The sequence below is a fragment of the Mesorhizobium sp. B1-1-8 genome (assembly GCF_006442795.2).
GTDB lineage: Bacteria > Pseudomonadota > Alphaproteobacteria > Rhizobiales > Rhizobiaceae > Mesorhizobium.
Window position 1 is genome coordinate 3,558,141 of record NZ_CP083956.1, and the last position, 21,934, is coordinate 3,580,074.

A 21,934-nucleotide genomic window follows, 5' to 3' on the forward strand; every position below is an offset into this window, starting at 1 on the left:
CCGGAGGCGGCAGAGGGAGTGCCAGCCTCACTTCCGGCCAAACTATCGCGGGCAGCGTTACCAATCCGTTTATGGTAACCGCCGCGTTCACACTTTTCCGCCGATTTGAGCCTTCCTTTATGCGAATTTTAGCTGTCGCCAGGGCTTCATCCCTTGCATCCAAAGGAAATCTTGACTTTTGTGCACTGCACAATATATTGAGATGCACTGCACAAGGGCGCCCGGGGCAAATGGGCGTTTCAAACCAAAGGGAAGTATGAAATGACCCAGACCTATGAGGACTTCGCGAAATACGGCAAGGAGTTTGCCGACACCGGACTGAAGAGCTTTGCTTCGCTCACCAAGGGCGCGCAGGCGATCGCCACCGAAGCGGGCGAGTACACCAAGAAGAGCTTCGAGGCCGGCAACGCCGTGGTCGAGAAGCTGTTCTCGGCCAAGTCGTTCGAAAAGGCCATCGAGATCCAGACCGACTACGCCAAGCAGAGCTACGAGAGCTTCGTGGCCGAGGCCAGCAAGATCGGCGACCTCTACGCGGAGCTCGCCAAGGAAGCCTACAAGCCGTTCGAATCGGTCGTCGCCAAGGCGAAGTAATTTCGCCCGATCACCATCGGATTGGCCAGCCGGCCTTGAGAACAGACCCGGTCGCGCAAGCGCGGCCGGGTTTTTTCATGCCTTGCGGCGTCCACGCGCCTTTGCCGCCTTCACGATTGAGAAATTCGCCCAAGTTTGCTCACCTAGCCATATTGTCAGCTAAACAGAAGGGCTTAAAATCGTCCATCGAAGACCTACATGTTGAACTCGCATGAGGATTCGAAAAAAGGCAGGACTACGTGACGATCGGTTTGACTGCCACGGCAGGCGTGGTGCGAATGCAAAGTGACGGTGACCGCAACGATGTCGGTCGCGGCACTGCGGTCATCACGCGCACCAAAACCAAGACCAAGAAGCCAAGCCTCTACAGGGTCCTCATCCTTAACGACGACTACACTCCCATGGAGTTCGTGGTTCACGTCCTGGAGCGTTTTTTCCAGAAGGACCGCGAGGCCGCCACACGCATCATGCTGCATGTTCACAATCATGGAGTGGGCGAGTGCGGGGTCTATACATTCGAGGTGGCCGAGACCAAAGTGTCTCAGGTCATGGATTTCGCCCGACAGAATCAGCATCCGCTGCAATGCGTGATGGAGAAGAAGTGAGGTAACATGCCGGCTTTCTCCCAAGGCCTGGAAAAGGCGCTACATCAGGCGCTGACGCTCGCCAATGAGCGGCACCATGAATACGCAACCCTTGAACATCTGCTGCTCGCGTTGATCGACGACACCGAGGCGGCCGCCGTAATGCGCGCCTGCAATGTCGATCTCGACGAGCTCAAACACACCGTTCTGACCTATATCGACACCGAGCTCGACAATCTCGTCACCGGCTATGACGAGGATTCCAAGCCGACCGCGGGTTTCCAGCGCGTCATCCAGCGCGCCGTCATCCATGTGCAGTCGTCCGGCCGCGAGGAGGTGTCCGGCGCCAACGTGCTCGTCGCCATCTTCGCCGAGCGCGAGAGCCACGCCGCCTATTTCCTGCAGGAACAGCAGATGACCCGCTACGACGCGGTCAACTACATCTCGCACGGCATCGCCAAGCGCCCCGGCGCGTCGGAGACGCGCACGCCGCGCGGCGCCGAGGAAGAGCAGGGCGGCCAGAATGGCGCCGAGCCGCAGGAAGAGGGCGGCAAGAAGAAGCAGCAGGACGCGCTGACGGCCTATTGCGTCAACCTCAACAACAAGGCCAGGGCCGGCAAGATCGATCCGCTGATCGGCCGCGACAGCGAGATCAACCGCACCATCCAGGTGCTCTGCCGCCGTTCCAAGAACAACCCGCTCTATGTCGGCGATCCCGGCGTCGGCAAGACGGCGATCGCCGAGGGCCTGGCCAAGCGCATCGTCGAAGGCGACGTTCCGGAAGTGCTGCAGGACGCCACCATCTTCGCGCTCGACATGGGCACGCTGCTCGCCGGCACCCGCTATCGCGGCGACTTCGAGGAGCGGCTGAAGCAGGTTGTCAAGGAGCTCGAGGATTATCCGGGCGCGGTGCTTTTCATCGACGAGATCCACACCGTGATCGGCGCCGGCGCCACTTCGGGCGGCGCCATGGACGCGTCGAACCTTCTGAAGCCGGCGCTGTCGTCGGGCGCCATCCGCTGCATCGGCTCGACCACCTACAAGGAGTTCCGGCAGTTCTTCGAGAAGGACCGCGCGCTGGTGCGGCGCTTCCAGAAGATCGACGTCAACGAGCCGACCGTCGAGGACGCCATCGAGATCATGAAGGGTCTGAAGCCCTATTTCGAGGAGTTCCACAAGGTCCGCTACACGAGCGAGGCGATCAAGGCGTCAGTCGAGCTCTCGGCGCGCTACATCAACGACCGCAAGCTGCCGGACAAGGCGATCGACGTGATCGACGAGACCGGCGCCTCGCAGATGCTGGTGCCGGAGGCCAAGCGCAAGAAGACGATCGGCATCAAGGAGATCGAGGCGACGATCGCCACCATGGCGCGCATCCCGCCGAAGACGGTTTCGGCCGACGACGAGAAGGTGCTGCAGGGCCTCGACATCGAGCTGAAGCGCGTCGTCTACGGCCAGGATACGGCAATCACAGCGCTTACTTCTGCGATCAAGCTGGCGCGCGCTGGCCTGCGCGAGCCGGAAAAGCCGATCGGCTCCTATCTGTTCTCGGGCCCGACCGGCGTCGGCAAGACCGAAGTCGCCAAGCAATTGGCAGCTTCGCTGGGCGTCGAGCTGATCCGCTTCGACATGTCGGAGTATATGGAACGCCATACCGTCTCGCGGCTGATCGGCGCGCCTCCCGGCTATGTCGGCTTCGACCAGGGCGGCCTGCTCACCGACGGCGTCGACCAGCATCCGCACTGCGTGCTGCTGCTCGACGAGGTCGAGAAGGCGCATCCGGACCTGTTCAACATCCTGTTGCAGGTGATGGACCACGGCAAGCTAACCGACCATAACGGCAAACAGATCGACTTCCGTAACGTCATCCTGATCATGACCACCAACGCGGGCGCATCGGATGCGCAGCGCGCGGCGATCGGCTTCGGCTCGACCAAGCGCGAAGGCGATGATGTCGAGGCGATCAACCGGCTGTTCACGCCGGAGTTCCGCAATCGTCTCGATGCGATCATCCCGTTCGGCTCGCTGCCGGTGCCGGTCATCCATCAGGTGGTGCAGAAGTTCGTCATGCAGCTCGAGGCCCAGCTTTCCGAGCGCGGCGTCACGTTCGACCTGTCGCCGGACGCGATCGCCTGGCTGGCCGACAAGGGCTATGACGAGCGCATGGGTGCGCGGCCGCTCGGCCGCGTCATCCAGGAGCACATCAAGAAGCCGCTGGCCGACGAGGTGCTGTTCGGCAAGCTCAAGAAGGGCGGCACGGTGCGCGTCACCGTCGAGAAGAAGGAAACCGGCGAGACCGGCCTGAAGCTTGAATCGCTGGCCGACGAGGCGCCGGTGAAGCCGAAGAAGGAAGAGGTCGAAGACGCGCCCAAGCCGCGGAAAGCGGCGGCGAAGAAGCCGGTTGCCAAGCCGGCCACCCGGAAGGCCGTGGCGCAGAAGCCGGAGCCGAAGGGCAAGGACGGCGGCAAGCGCAGCCTGGTGCCGCAACTGCCGCGCAAGGGCTGACACGGCTCTCGTTGAAAATTACGAAAAAGCCCCGGCAACGGGGCTTTTTCTTTGAGACTATCAGGAGCAGTCGCGCGATGAGCAGCTGCCTCAGCTTCCCAGCGCCGCCCGGATTTTGCCGGCGTTTTCGGCCAGCACCTCCGGCTTTTCCATCTGCCCGGAATGGGGCTTGAGCGGCACGCCGTCGAAGCGAGGGATGACGTGGACATGCAGGTGAAAGACCGTCTGTCCTGAAGCCGGCTCGTTGAACTGGACAATGGTGACGCCGTCGGCGTCGAAAGCTTTCTTCACCGCTACCGCCACTTTCTGGACGATCGCAAACAGCGGTTTGAATATTGCCGGATCGGCGTCGAGAATGTTGCGCGACGGCGCCTTTGGCACCACCAGCGTATGGCCGGTTCCCTGCGGCATCACATCCATGAAGGCAACGATCGCGTCGTCCTCATAAACGCGGTGCGACGGGATCTCACCGCGCAGGATTTTCGCGAAGATATTGCCGGGATCATAGACGCCTTCGGCCATGGCAAGTGCTCCGGATTGTGATGTCCCGTCTCGTGTAGCGAAGCGCCCCTTGCAGGGCAAGGCGGGATCACGCCGGTGGGGTTAGTCCGGAAGGTCCTTGCGGAATGGCGTATGCTCTTCGAGATATTCGCCCATTCGCTCGACCTCCCGGCGCTCCCGACGCAAATAGTCTGCGACCGCGTTGCGCAAGCCGGGATGCGAAATGTAGTGCGCCGAATGCATGGTCACCGGGCGGTAGCCGCGCGCCAGCTTGTGCTCGCCTTGCGCGCCGGCCTCCACCACCTTCAGCTTGCGCTCGATGGCAAAGTCGATCGCCTGATGATAACAGACCTCGAAATGCAGGAAGGGGTGGTCCTCGACGCAGCCCCAGTTGCGGCCGTAGAGCGCGTCCGAGCCGATGAAGTTGATGGCGCCGGCGATGTAGCGGCCGTTACGCTTGGCCATCACCAAGAGGATGTCGTCGGCCATCCGCTCGCCGATCAGCGAGAAGAACTGACGGTTGAGATAGGGCCGGCCCCATTTGCGGCCGCCGGTGTCCATGTAGAAGGCGTAGAAATCGTCCCAGGCGCGTTCGGTGATGTCCTTGCCGGTCAGCCAGTCGATGGTGATGCCGTCGACCAGCGCCTCGCGCCGTTCCTTCTTCATCGCCTTGCGCTTGCGCGAAGCGAGCGTGGCGAGGAAATCGTCATAGGTCGAAAAACCTTCGTTGAAGAAATGGAACTGCTGGTCGGTGCGGTGCAGGAAGCCCGCCGCTTCCAGGGTCGCGACATCGGTTTCGGTGGCGAAGGTGACATGCGCGGAAGAGACGCCGAGCCTGTCGGTCACCATCTTCAGGCCGGCGGCGAGACCGGCCCTGATCGCGCCGGCGTCTTCGCCTTTTCCGACCAGCAGGCGAGGGCCGGTGACCGGCGAAAACGGCACCGAACATTGCAGCTTCGGGTAATAGCGTCCGCCGGCGCGCTCGAAGGCGTCCGACCAGCCGTGGTCGAAGACGTACTCACCCTGGCTGTGGGATTTGAGATAGCAGGGCACGGCGCCCAGCAGCCTGCCTTGCGCCGTCTCCAGCCTGAGGTGATGGCCTTGCCAGCCGGTGCGCCGCACGGCGCAGCCGGAATCCTCCAGCGCGCTCAGAAAAGCGAATGAAACGAGCGGGTTATAGCCGTTTTGCTTGTCGCCGCGCGTGGTTCCGGCGAAACCGTTCCATTCGTCACAGGTGAAGGCGCCGATGGCCGCCGCGATGCGGATCGCATAATCCGCATCCGCCATCCGTCCATCATCGTCGTCACCCTGATCCATGCGCCTTATTTAAGCTTCGCCCGGACCGCTACAAGTCACGTTTCGGGCACTGCCTTATGCAACTTTCACCAGATCGGGTTCGAAGCCCTCGAAGGTCATCTGGTCGGCATATTTGAACGTCAGATCGACTGCCGGCTGGTCGTGCACCGTCCAGGTGATGACCGGCATTTTCAGCTTTTCGCGCACGAAGGTGATGAACGGGTTGGGCAGGTCGCCGGCGGCATAAGAGGTGAAGGCGATCTCATGCGCCAGCATGGCGAAATGCGCCTCGATCAGCTGGTTGTCCCTGCCGTAAGCGGTCAGCCCGCCCGGAATGCCCGGCGCATCCCTGGCGAAATCGCGGATCAGCCAGTGGTCGAACGACATGATCGCCACCTTGCCCTTGTAGCGCTTGAGCAGCCTGCCGACGCTCGCCACCAGGCCCTTGTCGTAGCCAGGCATGCCTTTCAGTTCGACCACCAGCGGCACCCGGCCGTCGATGAGATCGAGCGCCTGCTGCAGCGTCGGGACGTGGTCGGCGGTGCCGCCGATCCTGAGAGCGGCCAGCTCGGCCGCGGTGCGCTGCCAGACGAAACCGTCCTCGCCGGTCAGCCGCTTGAGATCGCCGTCATGGATGATGATGGGGACGCCGTCGGAGGTGAGGTGCACGTCGCATTCGATCGCATAGCCGCGCTCGGCTGCCGCCGCGAAGGCCGACAGCGTGTTCTCCCACCGCGTCTTGTTCATGTCGTGAAAGCCGCGATGGGCGACCGGGCGGGCAATCAGCCAGGAAAGGTCGGTCATCGCAATCTCACTCGATTTCGAAAATGGCTTCGATTTCGACCGCGGCATTGAGCGGCAGCGAGGCGGTGCCGACAGCCGAGCGCGCATGCTTGCCGCGCTCGCCGAGTGCCGCGACCAGAAAGTCGGAAGCGCCGTTGGCGACCAGATGCTGCTCGACGAAACCCGGCGCCGAGGCGACGAAGACGGTGATCTTGACCAGCCGGCGGATCTTTTCGAGGTCGCCAAGCGCTGCCTTGGCCTGCGCCAAAATGTTGATGGCGCAGAATTTCGCGCCCTCCTTGCCGGCGGCGGTATCGACGTCTCGGCCGAGCAGCCCGCTTGCCTGCAGCTTGCCGTCCTTGAGCGGCAACTGGCCGGCGGTGAACAGCATGTTGCCGGTCCGGCAATAGGGCACATAGTTGGCGGCGGGCGCGGCTGCGGCGGGGATGGTGACGCCGAGATCGCTTAGCCGCTTTTCGATTGTTTCACTCATTGGTTTTCCCTATTGCTGGAAGGCGCCGCGTTGGCCGGGCCGAAATTGCTATTTTTGCCCAGCTTCCGCCACGACTTTTTTTAAGCTGGACCATCTTTCCCTGCGGCCTGCCATTGACCGCGACGATCGGAGTAGCTCATGCGCGCATCGCGCCTTTTTGTTTCCGCCGCTCTCTTGTCGGCCGCCTTGCCGATCGCTCCGGCTCTTGCCGTGCCGGCGCTGCAGGCGCACCGCGCCGTCTACGACCTCACGCTCAACAAGGCGTCGGACCGTTCGGGCATCACCGGCATTTCCGGCCGCATGGTGTATGAGTTCAACGGCTCGCCCTGCGAGGGCTATACGGTAAAATTCCGCTTCGTCACCCAGATCGTCACCAACGACAATACCAGGCTGACCGACCAGCAGACGACCACCTTCGAGGACGCCGAAGGCAAGACCTTCTCCTTCGTGACCAAATCCTTCGTCGACCAGAACCTCGACAAGGAGGTCAAGGGCATCGCCACCAGGGAGCCGAAGGGCCTCAAGGTCGATATCGACAAGCCGGAAAAGAGCAGCATGGAACTCGCCGCCACCCAGTTCCCGACGCAGCACCTGGTCGAGCTGATCGGCAAGGCCGAAAAGGGCGAAAACTTCTATCAGACCAATCTGTTCGACGGCTCCGAGGACGCCAACAAGGTGATGACGACAACCGTCGTCGTCGGCAAGAAGACGGACGCCCAGACGTCGGACCCGGAAGGGCCGGCGCTGGCCAAGCTCGCAAGCGACAAATACTGGCCGGTCGACATTGCCTATTTCGACGACACCGACAAGTCGGGCGAGGAAGTGCCGGAATACCGGATCAGCTTCAAGCTGCACGAGAACGGCATCACGCGCGACCTCGTCATGGACTATGGCGATTTCTCGATGACCGGCAAGCTGGTCAACCTGTCGCTGTTCGACCAGGCAAAGCCCTGTCCGGCGTCGAAATAGCAACGCTTTGACGACAGGCGGCCCGGCTTGCAAGCCTGGCTTCAACACGCCATGTGTGAGGCTCACGGAAAGCGGCGAGCCTGATGGCGGTCTATGTCGATGCGGCGATCTGGAAATGGGCCGGCCATCGCTGGTGCCACCTGCTCGCCGACGACACTGACGAACTGCACCGCTTTGCCGCCGAACTCGGCATCAAGCGCTCGTCCTACCAGGGACCGCCAAGGACATCGGCGCCGCATTACGATATAACCGGCTTCGAGCGCGACCGCGCGGTGCGGCTCGGCGCCATCGAATGCAGTCGCGAGGAGATCGTCGCGATCTTCAGGCGGGTGCGGGTGCCGAACGGGAAGATGCGGCCATGACATTGACGGCATTTCTAGCTTATTGCACGGCGATCACGCTTGCCGCCGCCACGCCAGGGCCGGCGATGTTCACCGTCATCACCAGCGGCGTGTCGCGTGGGTTCCTACGTGCATTCGTTGCCGGAATTGGCGTTGCGGCAGGTGATGCTGTGCTGGTCACCCTGGCGCTGCTCGGGCTGGTGGTATTGGCTCAGACGTTTGAGTGGGTCTTCCTTCTGCTGAAATATGCCGGCGCTGCCTACCTGGTTTTCCTTGGCGTCAGGATGTGGAGGGCCGCTGCGGAACAAGCGAACGAACCGCAGGCCTCTGAAGTCGGATTATCGCGGTCGTTCCTGCTCGGCGCGTCCGTTGCGCTCGGCAACCCGAAGGCTATCTTGTTCCATGCCTCGATCATGCCGCTGATCCTCAATCTCGACACTATGACGCTTGCCGATGGCCTGCTGGTGGTGCTTGTCGTCATCAGCGTCAACATTCTCACTATGGGTGTCTATGCCGCGCTCGCCGGGCGGGCTTCGGGCTGGTTCAGGACACCGAGACGCATGCGGCTGATGAACAGGTTGGCCGGCAGTGCCATGATCGGCACCGGGGCGCTGATTGCCGCACGCTGAGCGCAGAGGCGCAACAGCGCTTGCGTTTAGGGCGCTTCCCCTCTATATGCGCGCTCATTCCACACACGGACTTTGGTGTCTGCCCGGGAGAAATCCGGCTGAAACCTCCGGTGGCGTTCAAGGACTTCGGTCCAAAAATGCCTGTGTCCGTGGAGGCCAACCGGAAAGGAACTAAAGAATGGCTCTGCCTGATTTCAGCATGCGCCAGCTTTTGGAAGCTGGCGTTCACTTCGGCCACCAGACCCACCGCTGGAACCCGAAGATGGCGCCCTACATCTATGGCGCCCGCAACAACATCCACATCATCGATCTGTCGCAGACGGTGCCTTTGCTGCACCAGGCGCTGAAGCAGGTGTCCGACACCGTCGCCAAGGGCGGCCGCGTGCTGTTCGTCGGCACCAAGCGCCAGGCGTCCGACATCGTCGCCGATGCGGCGCAGCGTTCGGCCCAGTATTATGTCAACTCGCGTTGGCTGGGCGGCATGCTCACCAACTGGAAGACGATCTCGAACTCGATCCAGCGCCTGCGCAAGCTCGACGAGATGCTCGCCGGCGAGGCGCAAGGCCTGACCAAGAAGGAGCGTCTCAACCTGGACCGCGAGCGCGAGAAGCTCGACAAGGCGCTGGGCGGCATCAAGGACATGGGCTCGACGCCTGACCTGATGTTCGTCATCGACACCAACAAGGAAGCGATCGCCATCCTCGAGGCCAAGCGCCTCGGCATTCCGGTCGTGGCCATCATCGATTCCAACTGCGATCCGGACAAGATCGACTTCCCGATTCCCGGCAATGACGACGCGGCCCGCGCCATCCAGCTCTATTGTGACCTGATCGCCAAGGCAGCCATCGACGGCATCGCCCGCCAGCAGGGCGCGCTCGGCGTCGATATCGGCGCCTCGGCCGAGGCTCCGATCGAGCCTGCGCTCGACGCGACCCCGGCGGGCGAGACCCCGGAAGCCTGATAGGGAAGGCCGGTTGCGGCCTTCATCTTTCCAATATCTTGGCGCGCTAAAGCGCTAGCTACAGACGCATCACCGAGATTCGGTGGTGCGTCGGCGCATTATAAAACAAAGAGGCGACAATGAGCATTTCGGCTGCACAGGTCAAAGAACTCCGCGACTTGACCGGCGCGGGCATGATGGACTGCAAGGCGGCGTTGAACGAAACAAACGGCGACATGGAAGCCGCCGTCGACTGGCTGCGCAAGAAGGGTATCTCCAAGGCCGACAAGAAGGCCGGCCGCACCGCGGCGGAGGGCCTGATCGGCGTCGACGCCGGCATTCGCGAAGCTGCCATTGTCGAGGTCAACTCCGAGACTGACTTCGTCGCCCGCAACGAGCAGTTTCAGGACCTTGTCCGCAACATCGCCAAGGTGGCGCTCGCCTATGGCACGACCGAAGCAGTGGCAGCGGCCAAATATCCAGGTTCCGACAAGTCGGTCACCGAGACCGTCAAGGATGCGGTCGGCACCATCGGCGAGAACATCAATTTCCGCCGTTCGGCCAAGCTCACCGTGCCGCATGGCGCGGTGGCGACCTATGTTCACAATGCGGTAGCCGAAAACCTCGGCAAGCTCGGCGTGCTGGTCGCGATCGAAACCACGGGCGATGCGCATGCCGCCAATGCCTTCGGCCGTCAGGTCGCCATGCATGTCGCCGCCACCAACCCGATGGCGCTGACCACCGAAGAGCTCGACCCGGCCGCGGTCGAGCGCGAGAAGGCGATCTTTGCCGACCAGGCGCGCCAGACCGGCAAGCCGGAAGCGATCATCGAGAAGATGGTCGAGGGCCGCCTGCGCAAGTTCTACGAGGAAGTCGTGCTGCTCAAGCAGGCCTTCGTGCTCAATCCCGACATCACCGTCGAGAAGGCGCTGAAGGATGCCGAGAAGGAAATCGGCGCTCCGGCCAAGATCAGCGCCTATCTGCGCTTCGCGCTCGGCGAAGGCATCGAGAAGGAAACGACCGACTTCGCGGCGGAAGTCGCCGCGGCGGTCAAGAAATAGCCCCACAACGGGCTAAGCCAGCTCAGGCAACTCGGCCGGGTGTCCGCAAGGATGCCCGGCCGATTTCTTGTGCGGTGTCGATGAAGGCCCTGAGCTTCGGCGCCATCGCCGCGCGGCGTGGGAAGTAGAGGAAAAGTCCCGGCTCCTCGATCGCCGTCTGCGGCAGGATCTGGACGAGGCGGCCGGCGGCGAGGTCGGCGCGCACCAGCGGCTCGAACACATAGGCGAGCCCGACACCGGCGAGCGCAAGGTCGATGGCCGCAAGCGAATCGGTGACGATGGCCGTGCCACGCGTCTCGATCACCACGTCCTTGCCGTCTTCGGTCAGATCCCAACGGTAGAGGGCGCCTGAGCGGACCAGCCGGTAGCCGATGCAATTGTGGTTCGCCAGATCGGTGACGTTGCGCGGCCGGCCATGCCGGCCGATATAGGCTGGAGAGGCAACGATCACGGCCCTGAATGGCTGCGTCAGCCGCACTGTGATCATGTCCTGCGCGATCATCTCGCCGAGCCTGATGCCGGCGTCGAAACCCGTGCCGACGATGTCGACGAGGCCCTGGTCGGTGAACAGCTCCACCGTCACGTCCGGATAGCGCTCGGCCATCGCCGCGACCACCGGCGTTACCGCCAGCGGGACGGCGATGTTGGAGACGTTGATCCTGAGCAGGCCTGAGGGTCGGCCCTTGATGCCGCAAATGCGGTCCATCCGCTCGGCGATGTCCTGCAGGGCAGGGGCGGCCGCCTCAACCAGCGCCTTGCCGGCTTCGGTCAGCGAAACGCTGCGCGTCGTGCGCGCGAACAGCGGCTGGCCGATACGCTCCTCCACCAGCCGCACCGCGTGGCTCACCGCCGAAGGGCTCATGCCGAGCTCGGCCGCGGCCAGTGCAAAGCCGCCGCGCCGCGCCACAGCCACGATCACAGGCAGATGCGTGAGCAGATCTCGATCCATTCATGAGCGATATCGCATAGTGCATGCGAACAATGCAATCTTGTCGTGTCAGGACAACGGCCCACATTATCGCCCAATACATCGGCGGCGGGCTGATGCAACAAGGAGAAAAAGATGAATGCGTTGAGACACATCACCTTTGCGGCGGGTGTGGCGCTGGCCCCTGTCGATGCCGGCGGGGCCGAACCATCCGACTGGCAGGCGCTCGCCGATGAGCGCGCCGTCATCCGCATTGCTGATGCCATCGATCGCGCCGTCGACGCGCAGGACTGGAAGCTGGCCCGAAGTTATTTCGCGGATCGGGTGACCGCAGACTTCAGCACCTTGTCCGGACAGCCCGCGGCCAACATAGCCTCGGACGATCTGATCGGGGCCTGGGCGGCCAACCTCAAGGCCAGCAAGACCAGCCTGCACCTGCGCACCAACCATCAGGTCTCCTTCGACGCCGGCGGAGCGACGGTCCGCTCCAACGGCTATGCGTGGAACCGGATGGAAGGCAATGGCGACCCGCTCTGGGAAGTCTGGGGCACCTACGAGCACCACCTGACGCATTCCGCCGCCGGCTGGAAGGTGGATGGCTTCACGTTCCGGATGACGCATGAACGCGGCAATCCGTGGGTCAAGGCGACCCCCGGCCAATAGCGGCATCAATCGGACCAGGATTGGAGAGAGATCATGACGATGACCTATTACACGCTCGGCAACAGTGGCCTCAGAGTGAGCCGGCTGGCGCTGGGCACGATGACCTTCGGCACCGAATTGGGTTGGGGCGCCGACAAGGATACCTCTCGCGCCATGTTCGAGGCCTATGTCGAGGCGGGCGGCAATTTCTTCGATACGGCCGACCTTTACACGAGCGGCACCGCCGAGACATGGCTCGGCGAGTTCGTCGCCGAGCGCGGCTTACGCGACAAGGCGGTGATCGCCACCAAATTCACCATGAACATGGATCCCGGCAATCCGAACGCCGGCGGCAATGGCCGCAAGAATATCATGCGCGCCGTGGACGCCTCGCTGAAGCGGCTCGGGACTGATTATATCGACCTCTATCTCCTGCATGTGTGGGACAGGCTGACGCCGGCCGAAGAAGTCCTGCGCACGCTCGACGACCTGATGCGCGCCGGCAAGGTGCGCCACATCGGCCTGTCCAACGTCCCGGCCTGGTATGCCGGCCGGACGCAGGCGATCGCCGAACTGCGTGGCTATGAGCCGATTTCGGCCCTGCAGCTTGAATATTCGCTTGCCGAACGCGCCATCGAGCACGAATTCGTGCCGTTCGCCACGCGATACGGCGCCGGCATCATGGTGTGGAGCCCGATGGCGAGCGGCCTACTCAGCGGCAAATACCGTCCGACGCAGGCGGGCAATGCCGGACGGCTCGACGGTTTCCGCAACACCACCCATCCGAGCTTCCAGAAATTCAGCGATCGCAACTGGGCGATCGTCGCCGAACTCGAAAAGGTAGCTGCCGAGGCTGGCCACAGCATGGCTCAGCTTGCGCTGAACTGGGTGGCGACACAGCCCGGCGTCGCCACGGTCATCCTCGGCGCGACGAAGCTCGCCCAGCTGCAGGACAATCTGGCCTCGCTTGATTTTTCAATCCCCGCAGAGCTTCGCCAAAGGCTGGATACGGTGAGCCGCGCTCCCGCGCCGTTCCCGCATTCCTATTTCGGCCCCGAGATCCAGGTCAGAGTGACCGGCGGGGTGGTGACCGGCGACAAGCCTTCAGGCTATGCGTCACCGGTGATCATCGAAGGCGAGGCCGTCAGCATCAGGAGCAACTGATCCAAAAAGCCTGGAATTTTGCACAAGGGCGCGGCGTGACATCGCCGCGCCCTTCGTGTATCGGGTCAACCCGTCATGACAGCACCGCCGGGCGAAGCGGCGCAGCTTGCGCCTCCAGAATTTACCGCGCTGAGATTTTCGAGGAACCAGATGACGGCGAAGCCCCTCTATCGACGTGTCGTGCTGAAAGCTTCGGGTGAAGCCTTGATGGGCGAGCAGCATTTCGGCATCGACGTTTCGGTCGTCGACCGCATTGCCGCCGATATCGCCGAGGCGCGCGCGCTGGATGTCGAAGTTGGCGTCGTCATCGGCGGCGGCAACATCTTCCGCGGCGTGGCCGTGGCCTCCAAGGGCGGCGACCGCGTCACCGGCGACCACATGGGGATGCTCGCCACCGTCATCAACTCGCTGGCGCTGCGCACCTCGCTGAACAAAATCGGCGTCGATGCCGTGGTGCTTTCGGCGATCGCCATGCCCGAGCTGTGCGAGAGTTTTTCGCAACGTCAGGCGACCGCCTATATGAACCAGGGCAAGGTGGTGATTTTTGCCGGCGGCACCGGCAATCCGTTCTTCACCACCGATTCGGCCGCCGCCCTGCGCGCCGCCGAGATCGGCGCCGACGCGCTGTTCAAGGGCACGCAGGTCGACGGCGTTTACTCGGCCGATCCCAAGAAGGACCCGAATGCGGTCCGCTTCGAGCGCATAAGTCATGCCGAAGTCATCAAACGCGGGCTTGCGATCATGGATACGGCCGCGATTGCACTTGCGCGCGAAAACAACATTCCGATAATCGTCTATTCGATCCACGAAAAGGGTGGTTTCGGAGATATTCTAAGGGGCGGCGGCCATTGCACGGTCGTCGCCGACAATTGATCGGTCCGGGATTCGTCAGGCGACTGCCGATCGCGGACGAGACCAAAACACAAACAGTGAACCCGGCGAACGGGTCGAGGAGATGATCATGAGTGGCGAGTACGACGACCTCAAGCGACGCATGGACGGGGCTATCGCAGCCTTCAAGCACGATCTCGCTTCGCTGCGCACCGGCCGGGCTTCCAGCAACCTGCTCGACGCCGTCCAGGTCCAGGCCTATGGCACGACGATGCCGATCAACCAGGTGGCCAATGTGACGGTGCCGGAGCCGCGCATGATTTCGGTCTCGGTCTGGGACAAGTCGATGGTGAGCGCGGTCGACCGCGCCATCCGCGAAGCCAATCTCGGCTTCAATCCGATCGTCGACGGCACCAATCTGAGGATTCCGCTGCCCGAGCTCAACGAGCAGCGCCGCAAGGAACTGGTCAAGATCTCGCATGGCTATGCCGAAAACGCCCGCGTCGCGGTTCGCCATGTGCGCCGTGACGGGATGGATTTCCTCAAGAAGGCGGAAAAGGACGGCGACATCAGCGAGGACGATCACCGCAAGCGCTCCGACCAGGTTCAAAAGCTGACCGACGAGATGATCAGCAGCATCGATCACCTGCTTTCCGATAAGGAAGCTGAAATCATGCAGGTTTAGGGTCGGTCGATCCTTCACCGGTTCGAAAGCGAGACCATGGCAACGCCCGCGCATGTCGCGATCATCATGGACGGAAACGGACGCTGGGCCAAGGCGCGCGGCATGCCGCGCCTTGCCGGCCATCGCGCCGGCGTCGAGGCCTTGCGCAAGACGGTGCGCGCCGCTCCCGAACTCGGCATATCGTTCCTGACGGTCTACGCCTTCTCGTCGGAAAACTGGTCGCGGCCGAAGTCCGAGGTCAGCGATCTGATGGGGTTGTTGAAGCTGTTCATCCGCCGCGATCTTGCCGAACTGCATCAGAACGGCGTGCGGGTGAGGGTGATTGGCGACAGGGAAGGGCTGCAGCCCGACATCAGGGGCCTGCTGCAGGAAGCCGAATCGCTGACCGCGGGCAATGAGGCGCTGACACTCGTCATCGCCTTCAACTATGGCGGCCGTGACGAGATCGTGCGCACCGCGCGCAAGCTCGCCGCCGCCGTCGCGCGCGGCGAAATGGACAGCGACGCGATCACCGCGGAAAGCTTTGCCGGCTCGCTCGACACCGAAGGCATCCCCGATCCCGAACTGGTGATCCGCACCAGCGGCGAGCTCAGGCTGTCGAATTTTCTTCTGTGGCAGGCAGCCTACAGCGAGTTGGTCTTCCTGCCGTGCTACTGGCCGGATTTCAGCCGCGAGCATCTTGCCGACGCCCTGCGCGATTTTGCCGGCCGCGAGCGCCGTTTCGGCGGGCTTGCCGCGCGCGACGTCGCCTCATAGCGCCAACACGGATGAGCAATCTCCAGCAGCGCGTCATCTCGGCCCTCGTGATGGCGGCCGTCACGCTCGCGGTCACCTGGTTTGGCGGGCTGCCTTTTCGCCTGTTCTGCGCTGCGATCGCGGCCGCGATCTTCTACGAATGGACGCGCATGTCGCGCCCGGCAGGTGGCGCCACGATCGGCTTTCTGCCGGAGGCGCTGGTTCTGGTCTTTCTCGTCGCGCTGATTGCCGGCCTGCCGGCTTTGTGGCTGCTGCTCTTGGTCGCAGCTCTCACCATCATCGTCGCCGTCGCTACGCGCATGCAGGCAGCCGCGCAATGGGAAGCCCCGGGGCTGGCCTACGCGTCTTTGTCCGGTTTTTCGCTCGCCTATCTGCGCGATGGCGACCATTCCGGCCTGATCGCCATCCTGTTCCTGTTCGCGGTGGTGTGGGCGACCGACATAGCCGCCTATTTCGTCGGCCGCGCCGCCGGCGGCCCGAAGCTGGCGCCGTCGATCTCGCCCGGCAAGACGCAAAGCGGCGCGCTTGGCGGCGCCGTCGGCGGCGTCATTGCCGGACTGCTGCTGGCAGTCGTGGCCGGGGCCGGAAATCTGGTCCAGCTTGGCCTTGTCGCGCTGGCGCTCTCGATCGTCTCGCAGGTCGGCGACCTGTTCGAATCCTGGGTCAAGCGCCGGCACGGCTGCAAGGACTCGGGCAACCTCATTCCCGGCCATGGCGGCGTCATGGACAGGGCGGATGGGCTTGTCGCGGCGGCTCTGGCCCTGTACGTGATCGGCTGGGTTTCGGCCGCGAACGCCGATCATCCGGCGCTGGGGCTGTTTGCGTTCTAACGATATCGCTACAAGGCGAAAACGGGACGCGTCACGGATTCGCCCCGGATTGATGTCACAGTTGCGGGCGATTTTGAGGGCATGACTTGAACGAGCTTCTTCACGCGGTCTTCAGCATGCAAGGCTTTGTCCTCGGCACGCTGGTGCCGTTCCTGTTCGTGCTCACCGTGGTCGTCTTCGTCCATGAGATGGGTCATTACCTCATCGGCCGCTGGTGCGGCATCGGCGTAAAGGCTTTTTCCATCGGCTTCGGCCCGGAACTCCTGGGTTTCAACGACCGCCACGGCACACGCTGGAAGCTCTGCGCCATTCCGCTTGGCGGCTATGTGAAATTTGTCGGCGACATGAACGCGACGTCGAGCCAGCCGAGCACCGAGGATATCGAATCGCTGACCGAGGCCGAGCGCGCGGTCGCCTTCCATACACAGCCGGTCTGGAAGCGCGCGGCGACCGTCGTTGCCGGACCGCTGTTCAATTTCCTGCTGACCATCGCCGTCTTTGCGGTGCTGTTTTCGCTCTACGGGCGCCCCGTCATGGAGCCGACAGTGGCAGAAGTCACTGCTGGCAGCCCGGCCGCCAGGGCGGGGATTCAGCCGGGCGACCGATTCGTCAAAGTCGGCGGCAGCAAGGTGGAGACCTTCGCCGACGTCCAGCGCCTGGTTTCGGGGCGCGCCGGCGATGCCATTACCTTCACCATGCTGCGTGACGGCAAGGAGGTCACCGTCACGGCGACGCCCGAGCCGATGGAGCAGCAGGACGCGCTGGGCAACAAGGTCAAGGTTGCCGTCATCGGTGTCGTCAACAATACCGAGCTTGGGCAGCCGCGGCTGATTTCCTACAGCCCCGCGGGAGCGCTGGCGGCGGCGGTCGAGGAAACCGGCCATGTCGTCGAGCGCACCGGCCAGTTCCTGCAGCGTTTCGTCGTCGGCCGCGAGGACAGATGCGCCCTGGGCGGACCGATCAAGATCGCAAAAATGTCGGGTCAGGCTGCAAAACTCGGCTTCGAATGGCTGGTGCAGCTTGTGGCATTCTTGTCAGTCGGGATAGGGATTCTCAATCTTCTGCCGATTCCCCCCCTCGACGGCGGCCATCTGTTGTTCTACGGCGTGGAGGCCGTCATCAGGCGGCCGGTGTCGGAGCGGGCGATGGAAATGGCCTACCGGACCGGTCTCTTTCTGGTGCTCGGATTTATGGGCTTCGTTTTTTGGAATGATCTGTTTGGATGCTGAAATCATGAAGAAATTTGGCTCTGATCACGATCACGTTGAGGCGCCGTTTACCATGCGTGGGGATAGGCGTGACGCGAAAGCCACGCAACAGGGTTAAGTAATTACAAATTAACCGGGAGCCTTGCGTGTAGGGAAAATCCGGTTAATACGGTAAGGGAAAATACCGCACGTCCGGTTTTCTCGCCGTGGGGACTACGAGAAAAAGGTACAAAAGCCCGATGAAGGCAGCATCCAAGTTTCTGAGCGCCGCGTCCGCGGCGGCTTTGTCCGCCGCGCTGGTTTTGCCGGGCGCGCTCGCAGTGCAGATCGTTGCCACATCGGTAGCAGAAGCAGCAGTCGTCAGCAGAGTCGAGGTCAGCGGCAACCAGCGTGTCGATGCTGAAACCATCCGCAATTACATCTCGATCAAGCCCGGCAAGGCCTTTTCCAGCTCCGACATCGACGATGCCGTCAAGGCATTGTTCGGCACCGGGCTGTTCTCGGATGTCCAGATCAACCAGGTCGGCTCGACCCTGGTCGTGAAGGTTTCCGAATACAAGGTCGTCAACCAGGTCCTGTTTCAGGGCAACAAGAAGCTGAAGGATAACGCGCTTCAGGCTGCGATTCAGCTGAAGCCGCGCGCGACATTCTCGCAGCAGGCGCTCGATGCCGACGTCGAGGCGGTCAAGGCCGCCTATCGGCGCATCGGCCGCGACGACGCCGCCGTGACGACGCAGATCATGGATCTCGGCGACAACCGCGTAAACGTCGTCTTCAACATCAATGAAGGCGGGCGCACCCAGATCGCGGCGATCAATTTCGTCGGCAACAGCGCCTTTTCCAGCCGCCGCCTGTCGGATGTGATCAACACCAAGCGTTCGTCGTGGCTTTCGTTCGTGCTGCGCGACGACGTCTATGACGAGGACAAGCTGCGCGCCGACCAGGAACTGCTGCGCCGCTTCTATTACAATCACGGCTATGCCGACTTCCAGGTCGTGTCGGCCGTCGGCGAGCTCGACGACGCCACCAACAAATACACGGTCACCATCACCGTGCAGGAAGGCGAACGCTACACGTTCGGCGACATCAGCGTCGAGAGCACCATCCCGGAAGTCGACTCGAAGTCGCTGGAATCGGTGGTCGAGACCCACAAGGGCGATGTCTACAACGCCAAGGATGTCGAGGATTCGATCGTCGCCCTGACCGAAAAGGTTGCGGGATCGGGCTACGCCTTTGCTCAGGTGACGCCGCGCGGCGACCGCAACTTCGAAAACCACACCATTTCGGTCGTCTACACCATCGACCAGGGCACCAAGGCCTATGTCGAGCGCATCGAAATCCGCGGAAACGACCGCACGCGCGACTATGTCATCCGCCGCGAATTCGATGTCAGCGAAGGCGACGCGTTCAACCAGGTTCTCATCCAGCGCGCGAAGAAGCGCCTGGAAGCACTGGATTATTTTGAAAAAGTCGACATTTCGACTGTTCCTGGGTCGGCCCCGGACCAAGTCGTCCTGGTCGTCGACGTGGTCGAGAAGTCGACCGGCGAGTTCTCGGTCGGCGCCGGCTATTCGACCGGCGGCGATACGCCCGGTCCGTCCGTCGAAGGCTCGATCACCGAGCGCAACTTCCTCGGCCGCGGCCAGTACATCAAGCTGTCGGCCGGCGGCGGCAGGCACTCGCGCGACTACAGCATTTCCTTCACCGAGCCGTATTTCCTCGGCCGGCGCATCGCGGCGGGCTTCGATATCTACAAGTCGACCCGCGAGTACAGCCACTACGATACCGACGTCTTAGGCGGGACCATTCGTTTCGGCCTGCCGATTACTAACAGTATCTCGACGCAGCTGGCATACAACATCTCGCAGGAGAAATATAAGCTTTCCGACAGCTGTGATGCCAATGGCGACGGCGTTCCTGATGCCGGCTGTAATGTCTCGCAGGCTATTCTCAATGGTATCAACGAAAGCCCTTGGCTGAAATCTTCGGTCAGCTTGGGCTTGGTCTACAACACAATCGACGACATGAAGAACCCGCATGAGGGTCTCTATATCACCGGCGCGACCGAGTTCGCTGGTCTCGGCGGCGATGCGAAGTGGGTGAAGCTGACCGGGCGCGCAAGCGTCTATCAGACGTTGTCGGAGCAACTCGACCTGGTGGGCCTGGTTTCGGGCGGCGCTGGGTATATAGCGGGCTACGGCAGCAACGATCTGCGTATCTTTGACTATTTCCAGAGTAACGAACGCATGATCCGTGGTTTCGAATACGGCGGTATCGGTCCCGTAGCTACCGGAACCAGTGGCGACCATCTTGGCGGCACGACTTACTTCAATGCCTCTGCGGAGGCCCAGTTCCCATTGCCGGTCATCCCAGAGAGCTTCGGCTTGCGTGGTGCGGTCTTCGCGGATGCCGCAACGCTCTATGGTAACACGCTTGCCGGCGTCGATACGGCCACAACCGGCATGCAGTGGCGCGCCTCGGTCGGTGTCGGCCTGATGTGGGCTTCGCCGTTCGGCCCGATCCGCATCGACTATGCGTTCCCGGTCAAGAAGGAGCCGACCGACAAAACGCAGGAATTCAACTTCGGCATCGCAACTCGCTTCTGATCTGTGGGCGCGATGTTTCCGGGCCGCCTGACGGCCCGGAGTGGACTGATCCGACCTAGCTGGATAATGCTTCTGGAATGACCGATCCGGTGTTCTTCGCGCCTTCACGCCTGTATACGGCTGGCGAAGTCGCGAATCTGACCGGCGCCAACCTTGTCGATTCCTCCCATGCCGATATCGCCATCCAGGCGCTGGCGCCCGCCAATGAGGGCGGCAACGGCGCGCTCGTCTTCGTTGACGGCAAACGCAATTTCGCCCTGATGCATTCGCTGAGGGCAGCCGCGGTCCTGTGCCCCGCCGATTTTGCCGGCAAGGCGCCGCAGGGCATTGCCGTGCTGGTGCATCCGCGCCCGCAACAGGCTTTCGCCATGGTCGGCCGCCTGTTGTTTCCGCAAGCCGCCACGCCGGGGCCGATGACCGCGGAAACCGGCATTTCGCCGCATGCGCATATCGATCCGTCGGCGCACGTCGAGATCGGTGCGATCGTCGAGGCAGGTGCCGTGATCGGCCCTGACGTGTCGATAGGCGCCGGCACCGTCATTGCGCCTCACGCCGTCATCGGCCGTTCCTGCAAGATCGGCCGCGACGGCTATATCGGCCCCAACGCCAGCATCCAATATGCGCTAATCGGCAACCGCGTCATCATCCATGGCGGCGCCAGGATCGGTCAGGACGGCTTCGGCTTCGTCGGCGGCGCCAAAGGGCCCGAGCGCGTGCCGCAGATCGGCCGCGTCATCATCCAGGACGACGTCGAGATCGGCTCCAATTCCACGGTCGATCGCGGCGCGATGTCCGATACCGTCATCGGCCAGGGCACCAAGATCGACAATCTGGTGCAGATCGCCCACAATGTCCGCATCGGCCGCAATTGCATTATAGCCGGACTTTCGGGTATTTCCGGTTCCGTCACCGTCGGCGACAATGTCACCATGGGTGGCGGTGTCGGCCTTGCCGATCATTTGACCATCGGGCCAGGAGCCAAGCTTGCTGCGAGAAGCGGATTCATGAGCAACGTGCCGGCAGGCGAGGTCTGGGGAGGCTACCCGGCGCAGCCGATGGCCGAAGCCTTGCGCGAGATCGCGATGCTGCGCAGGTTCGCCAAGTCCCGCAAGCAGGGCGACGGAAATGGCTGACATGGTGGCGACGACACTCGAGGCGGTGGACATATTGGGGCTGATGAAGCTCCTGCCGCACCGCTATCCATTTCTTATGATCGATCGCATCGTCGATATCGACGGCGACGATTCGGCTGTCGGCATCAAGAACGTGACCATCAACGAGCCGCATTTCCAGGGCCATTTCCCGGAGCAACCGGTGATGCCGGGTGTGCTCATCGTCGAGGCCATGGCGCAGACCGCCGGCGCGATCTGCATCCGCAGCCTCAACACGGAAAAGCCGTCGCTGGTCTATTTCCTGACCATCGACAACGCGAAATTTCGCAAGCCGGTGGTTCCTGGCGACCAGCTCAGGATCCACGTCAAGAAAATCAAGAAACGCGGCAACCTGCTCAAATTTGCCTGCGAGGCCCTGGTGGACGGCGCCAAGGCCGCCGAAGCCGAGATTTCGGCCATGATGGTCACCGGCGACTGAC

Annotated in this window: 23 protein-coding genes; 18 read left to right on the top strand and 5 right to left on the bottom strand. The window is 62.6% G+C overall.

Annotated features, from left to right (window positions below):
- Nucleotides 1-261: 261 nt before the first annotated feature.
- The 3 genes from FJ974_RS17260 (at nt 262) to clpA (ending at nt 3,680) form a co-directional block, all read left to right on the top strand.
- Nucleotides 262-591: a phasin family protein gene (locus tag FJ974_RS17260; protein WP_140531935.1), complete on the top strand. Its 330-nt coding sequence runs from the start codon at nt 262-264 to the stop codon at nt 589-591.
- A gap of 278 nt (nt 592-869) precedes the next feature.
- Nucleotides 870-1,196: an ATP-dependent Clp protease adapter ClpS gene (gene clpS / locus FJ974_RS17265; RefSeq protein WP_226891623.1), complete on the top strand. Its 327-nt coding sequence runs from the start codon at nt 870-872 to the stop codon at nt 1,194-1,196.
- A 6-nt stretch (nt 1,197-1,202) separates the two neighbouring features.
- Nucleotides 1,203-3,680, top strand: a complete 2,478-nt coding sequence (gene clpA / locus FJ974_RS17270; protein WP_140531931.1) for an ATP-dependent Clp protease ATP-binding subunit ClpA — start codon at nt 1,203-1,205, stop codon at nt 3,678-3,680.
- Nucleotides 3,681-3,770: 90 nt separating this feature from the next.
- On the opposite strand, the gene FJ974_RS17275 is transcribed toward clpA, so the two are convergent.
- The 4 genes from FJ974_RS17275 to FJ974_RS17290 all read right to left on the bottom strand — a co-directional run bounded on the left by FJ974_RS17275 (nt 3,771) and on the right by FJ974_RS17290 (nt 6,753).
- On the bottom strand, nt 3,771-4,202 hold the full coding sequence (locus FJ974_RS17275) for an HIT family protein (protein WP_140531929.1): 432 nt from the start codon (nt 4,200-4,202) through the stop codon (nt 3,771-3,773).
- 81 nt (nt 4,203-4,283) lie between these two features.
- A complete protein-coding gene (locus FJ974_RS17280) occupies nt 4,284-5,498 on the bottom strand; it encodes a GNAT family N-acetyltransferase (protein WP_140531927.1) in 1,215 nt (404 codons plus the stop codon).
- A 54-nt stretch (nt 5,499-5,552) separates the two neighbouring features.
- Complete coding sequence (locus tag FJ974_RS17285; RefSeq protein ID WP_140531925.1) at nt 5,553-6,281, bottom strand: glycerophosphodiester phosphodiesterase; 729 nt, start codon at nt 6,279-6,281, stop codon at nt 5,553-5,555.
- 7 nt (nt 6,282-6,288) lie between these two features.
- Nucleotides 6,289-6,753, bottom strand: a complete 465-nt coding sequence (locus FJ974_RS17290; protein ID WP_140531923.1) for a RidA family protein — start codon at nt 6,751-6,753, stop codon at nt 6,289-6,291.
- A gap of 138 nt (nt 6,754-6,891) precedes the next feature.
- Between FJ974_RS17290 and FJ974_RS17295 the strand changes: the two genes are divergently transcribed.
- The 5 genes from FJ974_RS17295 to tsf all read left to right on the top strand — a co-directional run bounded on the left by FJ974_RS17295 (nt 6,892) and on the right by tsf (nt 10,693).
- Entirely contained in the window at nt 6,892-7,722 is an 831-nt protein-coding gene (locus tag FJ974_RS17295) for a cell envelope integrity EipB family protein (protein WP_140531921.1), read from the top strand.
- Nucleotides 7,723-7,805: 83 nt separating this feature from the next.
- Nucleotides 7,806-8,084: a DUF4031 domain-containing protein gene (locus FJ974_RS17300; RefSeq protein WP_140531919.1), complete on the top strand. Its 279-nt coding sequence runs from the start codon at nt 7,806-7,808 to the stop codon at nt 8,082-8,084.
- The gene (locus FJ974_RS17305) at nt 8,081-8,692 is read left to right on the top strand and encodes a LysE family translocator (RefSeq protein WP_140531917.1); all 612 of its coding nucleotides are present in this window, start codon (nt 8,081-8,083) and stop codon (nt 8,690-8,692) included. The genes FJ974_RS17300 and FJ974_RS17305 overlap by 4 nt, the downstream gene beginning before the upstream one ends.
- Before the next feature lie 178 nt (nt 8,693-8,870).
- A complete protein-coding gene (rpsB, locus tag FJ974_RS17310; protein ID WP_140531915.1) occupies nt 8,871-9,653 on the top strand; it encodes a 30S ribosomal protein S2 in 783 nt (260 codons plus the stop codon).
- A gap of 119 nt (nt 9,654-9,772) precedes the next feature.
- A complete protein-coding gene (gene tsf / locus FJ974_RS17315; protein WP_140531913.1) occupies nt 9,773-10,693 on the top strand; it encodes a translation elongation factor Ts in 921 nt (306 codons plus the stop codon).
- Nucleotides 10,694-10,715: 22 nt separating this feature from the next.
- Here tsf and FJ974_RS17320 read toward each other — a convergent pair whose 3' ends face one another.
- On the bottom strand, nt 10,716-11,642 hold the full coding sequence (locus FJ974_RS17320) for a LysR family transcriptional regulator (RefSeq protein ID WP_140531911.1): 927 nt from the start codon (nt 11,640-11,642) through the stop codon (nt 10,716-10,718).
- A 114-nt stretch (nt 11,643-11,756) separates the two neighbouring features.
- Here FJ974_RS17320 and FJ974_RS17325 point away from each other — a divergent pair, with 114 nt between their 5' ends.
- The 10 genes from FJ974_RS17325 to fabZ all read left to right on the top strand — a co-directional run bounded on the left by FJ974_RS17325 (nt 11,757) and on the right by fabZ (nt 21,933).
- Nucleotides 11,757-12,284, top strand: a complete 528-nt coding sequence (locus tag FJ974_RS17325) for a nuclear transport factor 2 family protein (RefSeq protein WP_140531909.1) — start codon at nt 11,757-11,759, stop codon at nt 12,282-12,284.
- Nucleotides 12,285-12,317: 33 nt separating this feature from the next.
- Nucleotides 12,318-13,427, top strand: a complete 1,110-nt coding sequence (locus FJ974_RS17330) for an aldo/keto reductase (RefSeq protein ID WP_140531907.1) — start codon at nt 12,318-12,320, stop codon at nt 13,425-13,427.
- Nucleotides 13,428-13,577: 150 nt separating this feature from the next.
- Nucleotides 13,578-14,300, top strand: a complete 723-nt coding sequence (gene pyrH, locus FJ974_RS17335; RefSeq protein ID WP_140531905.1) for a UMP kinase — start codon at nt 13,578-13,580, stop codon at nt 14,298-14,300.
- Between the two features lie 88 nt (nt 14,301-14,388).
- On the top strand, nt 14,389-14,943 hold the full coding sequence (gene frr, locus FJ974_RS17340; RefSeq protein WP_140531903.1) for a ribosome recycling factor: 555 nt from the start codon (nt 14,389-14,391) through the stop codon (nt 14,941-14,943).
- Nucleotides 14,944-14,979: 36 nt separating this feature from the next.
- A complete protein-coding gene (locus FJ974_RS17345; protein WP_140531901.1) occupies nt 14,980-15,699 on the top strand; it encodes an isoprenyl transferase in 720 nt (239 codons plus the stop codon).
- Nucleotides 15,700-15,710: 11 nt separating this feature from the next.
- Nucleotides 15,711-16,529 carry a phosphatidate cytidylyltransferase gene (locus tag FJ974_RS17350; RefSeq protein WP_140531899.1) on the top strand — a complete coding sequence of 273 codons (819 nt, stop codon included), beginning with the start codon at nt 15,711-15,713 and terminating at the stop codon, nt 16,527-16,529.
- A gap of 86 nt (nt 16,530-16,615) precedes the next feature.
- Nucleotides 16,616-17,758, top strand: a complete 1,143-nt coding sequence (gene rseP, locus FJ974_RS17355; protein WP_140531897.1) for an RIP metalloprotease RseP — start codon at nt 16,616-16,618, stop codon at nt 17,756-17,758.
- Between the two features lie 218 nt (nt 17,759-17,976).
- A complete protein-coding gene (gene bamA / locus FJ974_RS17360) occupies nt 17,977-20,343 on the top strand; it encodes an outer membrane protein assembly factor BamA (protein ID WP_140531895.1) in 2,367 nt (788 codons plus the stop codon).
- 77 nt (nt 20,344-20,420) lie between these two features.
- Entirely contained in the window at nt 20,421-21,476 is a 1,056-nt protein-coding gene (gene lpxD / locus FJ974_RS17365; RefSeq protein WP_140531893.1) for a UDP-3-O-(3-hydroxymyristoyl)glucosamine N-acyltransferase, read from the top strand.
- Nucleotides 21,469-21,933: a 3-hydroxyacyl-ACP dehydratase FabZ gene (gene fabZ, locus FJ974_RS17370; RefSeq protein WP_140531891.1), complete on the top strand. Its 465-nt coding sequence runs from the start codon at nt 21,469-21,471 to the stop codon at nt 21,931-21,933. The genes lpxD and fabZ overlap by 8 nt, the downstream gene beginning before the upstream one ends.
- Nucleotide 21,934: the final 1 nt, after the last annotated feature.

Bases quoted from the DNA above. Each gene is read 5' to 3' on its own strand.
- FJ974_RS17260 (WP_140531935.1), top strand. From the start codon at position 262: ATGACCCAGACCTATGAGGACTTCGCGAAATACGGCAAGGAGTTTGCC.
- clpS (WP_226891623.1), top strand. From the start codon at position 870: ATGCAAAGTGACGGTGACCGCAACGATGTCGGTCGCGGCACTGCGGTC.
- clpA (WP_140531931.1), top strand. From the start codon at position 1,203: ATGCCGGCTTTCTCCCAAGGCCTGGAAAAGGCGCTACATCAGGCGCTG.
- FJ974_RS17275 (WP_140531929.1), bottom strand. From the start codon at position 4,202: ATGGCCGAAGGCGTCTATGATCCCGGCAATATCTTCGCGAAAATCCTG.
- FJ974_RS17280 (WP_140531927.1), bottom strand. From the start codon at position 5,498: ATGGATCAGGGTGACGACGATGATGGACGGATGGCGGATGCGGATTAT.
- FJ974_RS17285 (WP_140531925.1), bottom strand. From the start codon at position 6,281: ATGACCGACCTTTCCTGGCTGATTGCCCGCCCGGTCGCCCATCGCGGC.
- FJ974_RS17290 (WP_140531923.1), bottom strand. From the start codon at position 6,753: ATGAGTGAAACAATCGAAAAGCGGCTAAGCGATCTCGGCGTCACCATC.
- FJ974_RS17295 (WP_140531921.1), top strand. From the start codon at position 6,892: ATGCGCGCATCGCGCCTTTTTGTTTCCGCCGCTCTCTTGTCGGCCGCC.
- FJ974_RS17300 (WP_140531919.1), top strand. From the start codon at position 7,806: ATGGCGGTCTATGTCGATGCGGCGATCTGGAAATGGGCCGGCCATCGC.
- FJ974_RS17305 (WP_140531917.1), top strand. From the start codon at position 8,081: ATGACATTGACGGCATTTCTAGCTTATTGCACGGCGATCACGCTTGCC.
- rpsB (WP_140531915.1), top strand. From the start codon at position 8,871: ATGGCTCTGCCTGATTTCAGCATGCGCCAGCTTTTGGAAGCTGGCGTT.
- tsf (WP_140531913.1), top strand. From the start codon at position 9,773: ATGAGCATTTCGGCTGCACAGGTCAAAGAACTCCGCGACTTGACCGGC.
- FJ974_RS17320 (WP_140531911.1), bottom strand. From the start codon at position 11,642: ATGGATCGAGATCTGCTCACGCATCTGCCTGTGATCGTGGCTGTGGCG.
- FJ974_RS17325 (WP_140531909.1), top strand. From the start codon at position 11,757: ATGAATGCGTTGAGACACATCACCTTTGCGGCGGGTGTGGCGCTGGCC.
- FJ974_RS17330 (WP_140531907.1), top strand. From the start codon at position 12,318: ATGACGATGACCTATTACACGCTCGGCAACAGTGGCCTCAGAGTGAGC.
- pyrH (WP_140531905.1), top strand. From the start codon at position 13,578: ATGACGGCGAAGCCCCTCTATCGACGTGTCGTGCTGAAAGCTTCGGGT.
- frr (WP_140531903.1), top strand. From the start codon at position 14,389: ATGAGTGGCGAGTACGACGACCTCAAGCGACGCATGGACGGGGCTATC.
- FJ974_RS17345 (WP_140531901.1), top strand. From the start codon at position 14,980: ATGGCAACGCCCGCGCATGTCGCGATCATCATGGACGGAAACGGACGC.
- FJ974_RS17350 (WP_140531899.1), top strand. From the start codon at position 15,711: ATGAGCAATCTCCAGCAGCGCGTCATCTCGGCCCTCGTGATGGCGGCC.
- bamA (WP_140531895.1), top strand. From the start codon at position 17,977: ATGAAGGCAGCATCCAAGTTTCTGAGCGCCGCGTCCGCGGCGGCTTTG.
- lpxD (WP_140531893.1), top strand. From the start codon at position 20,421: ATGACCGATCCGGTGTTCTTCGCGCCTTCACGCCTGTATACGGCTGGC.
- fabZ (WP_140531891.1), top strand. From the start codon at position 21,469: ATGGCTGACATGGTGGCGACGACACTCGAGGCGGTGGACATATTGGGG.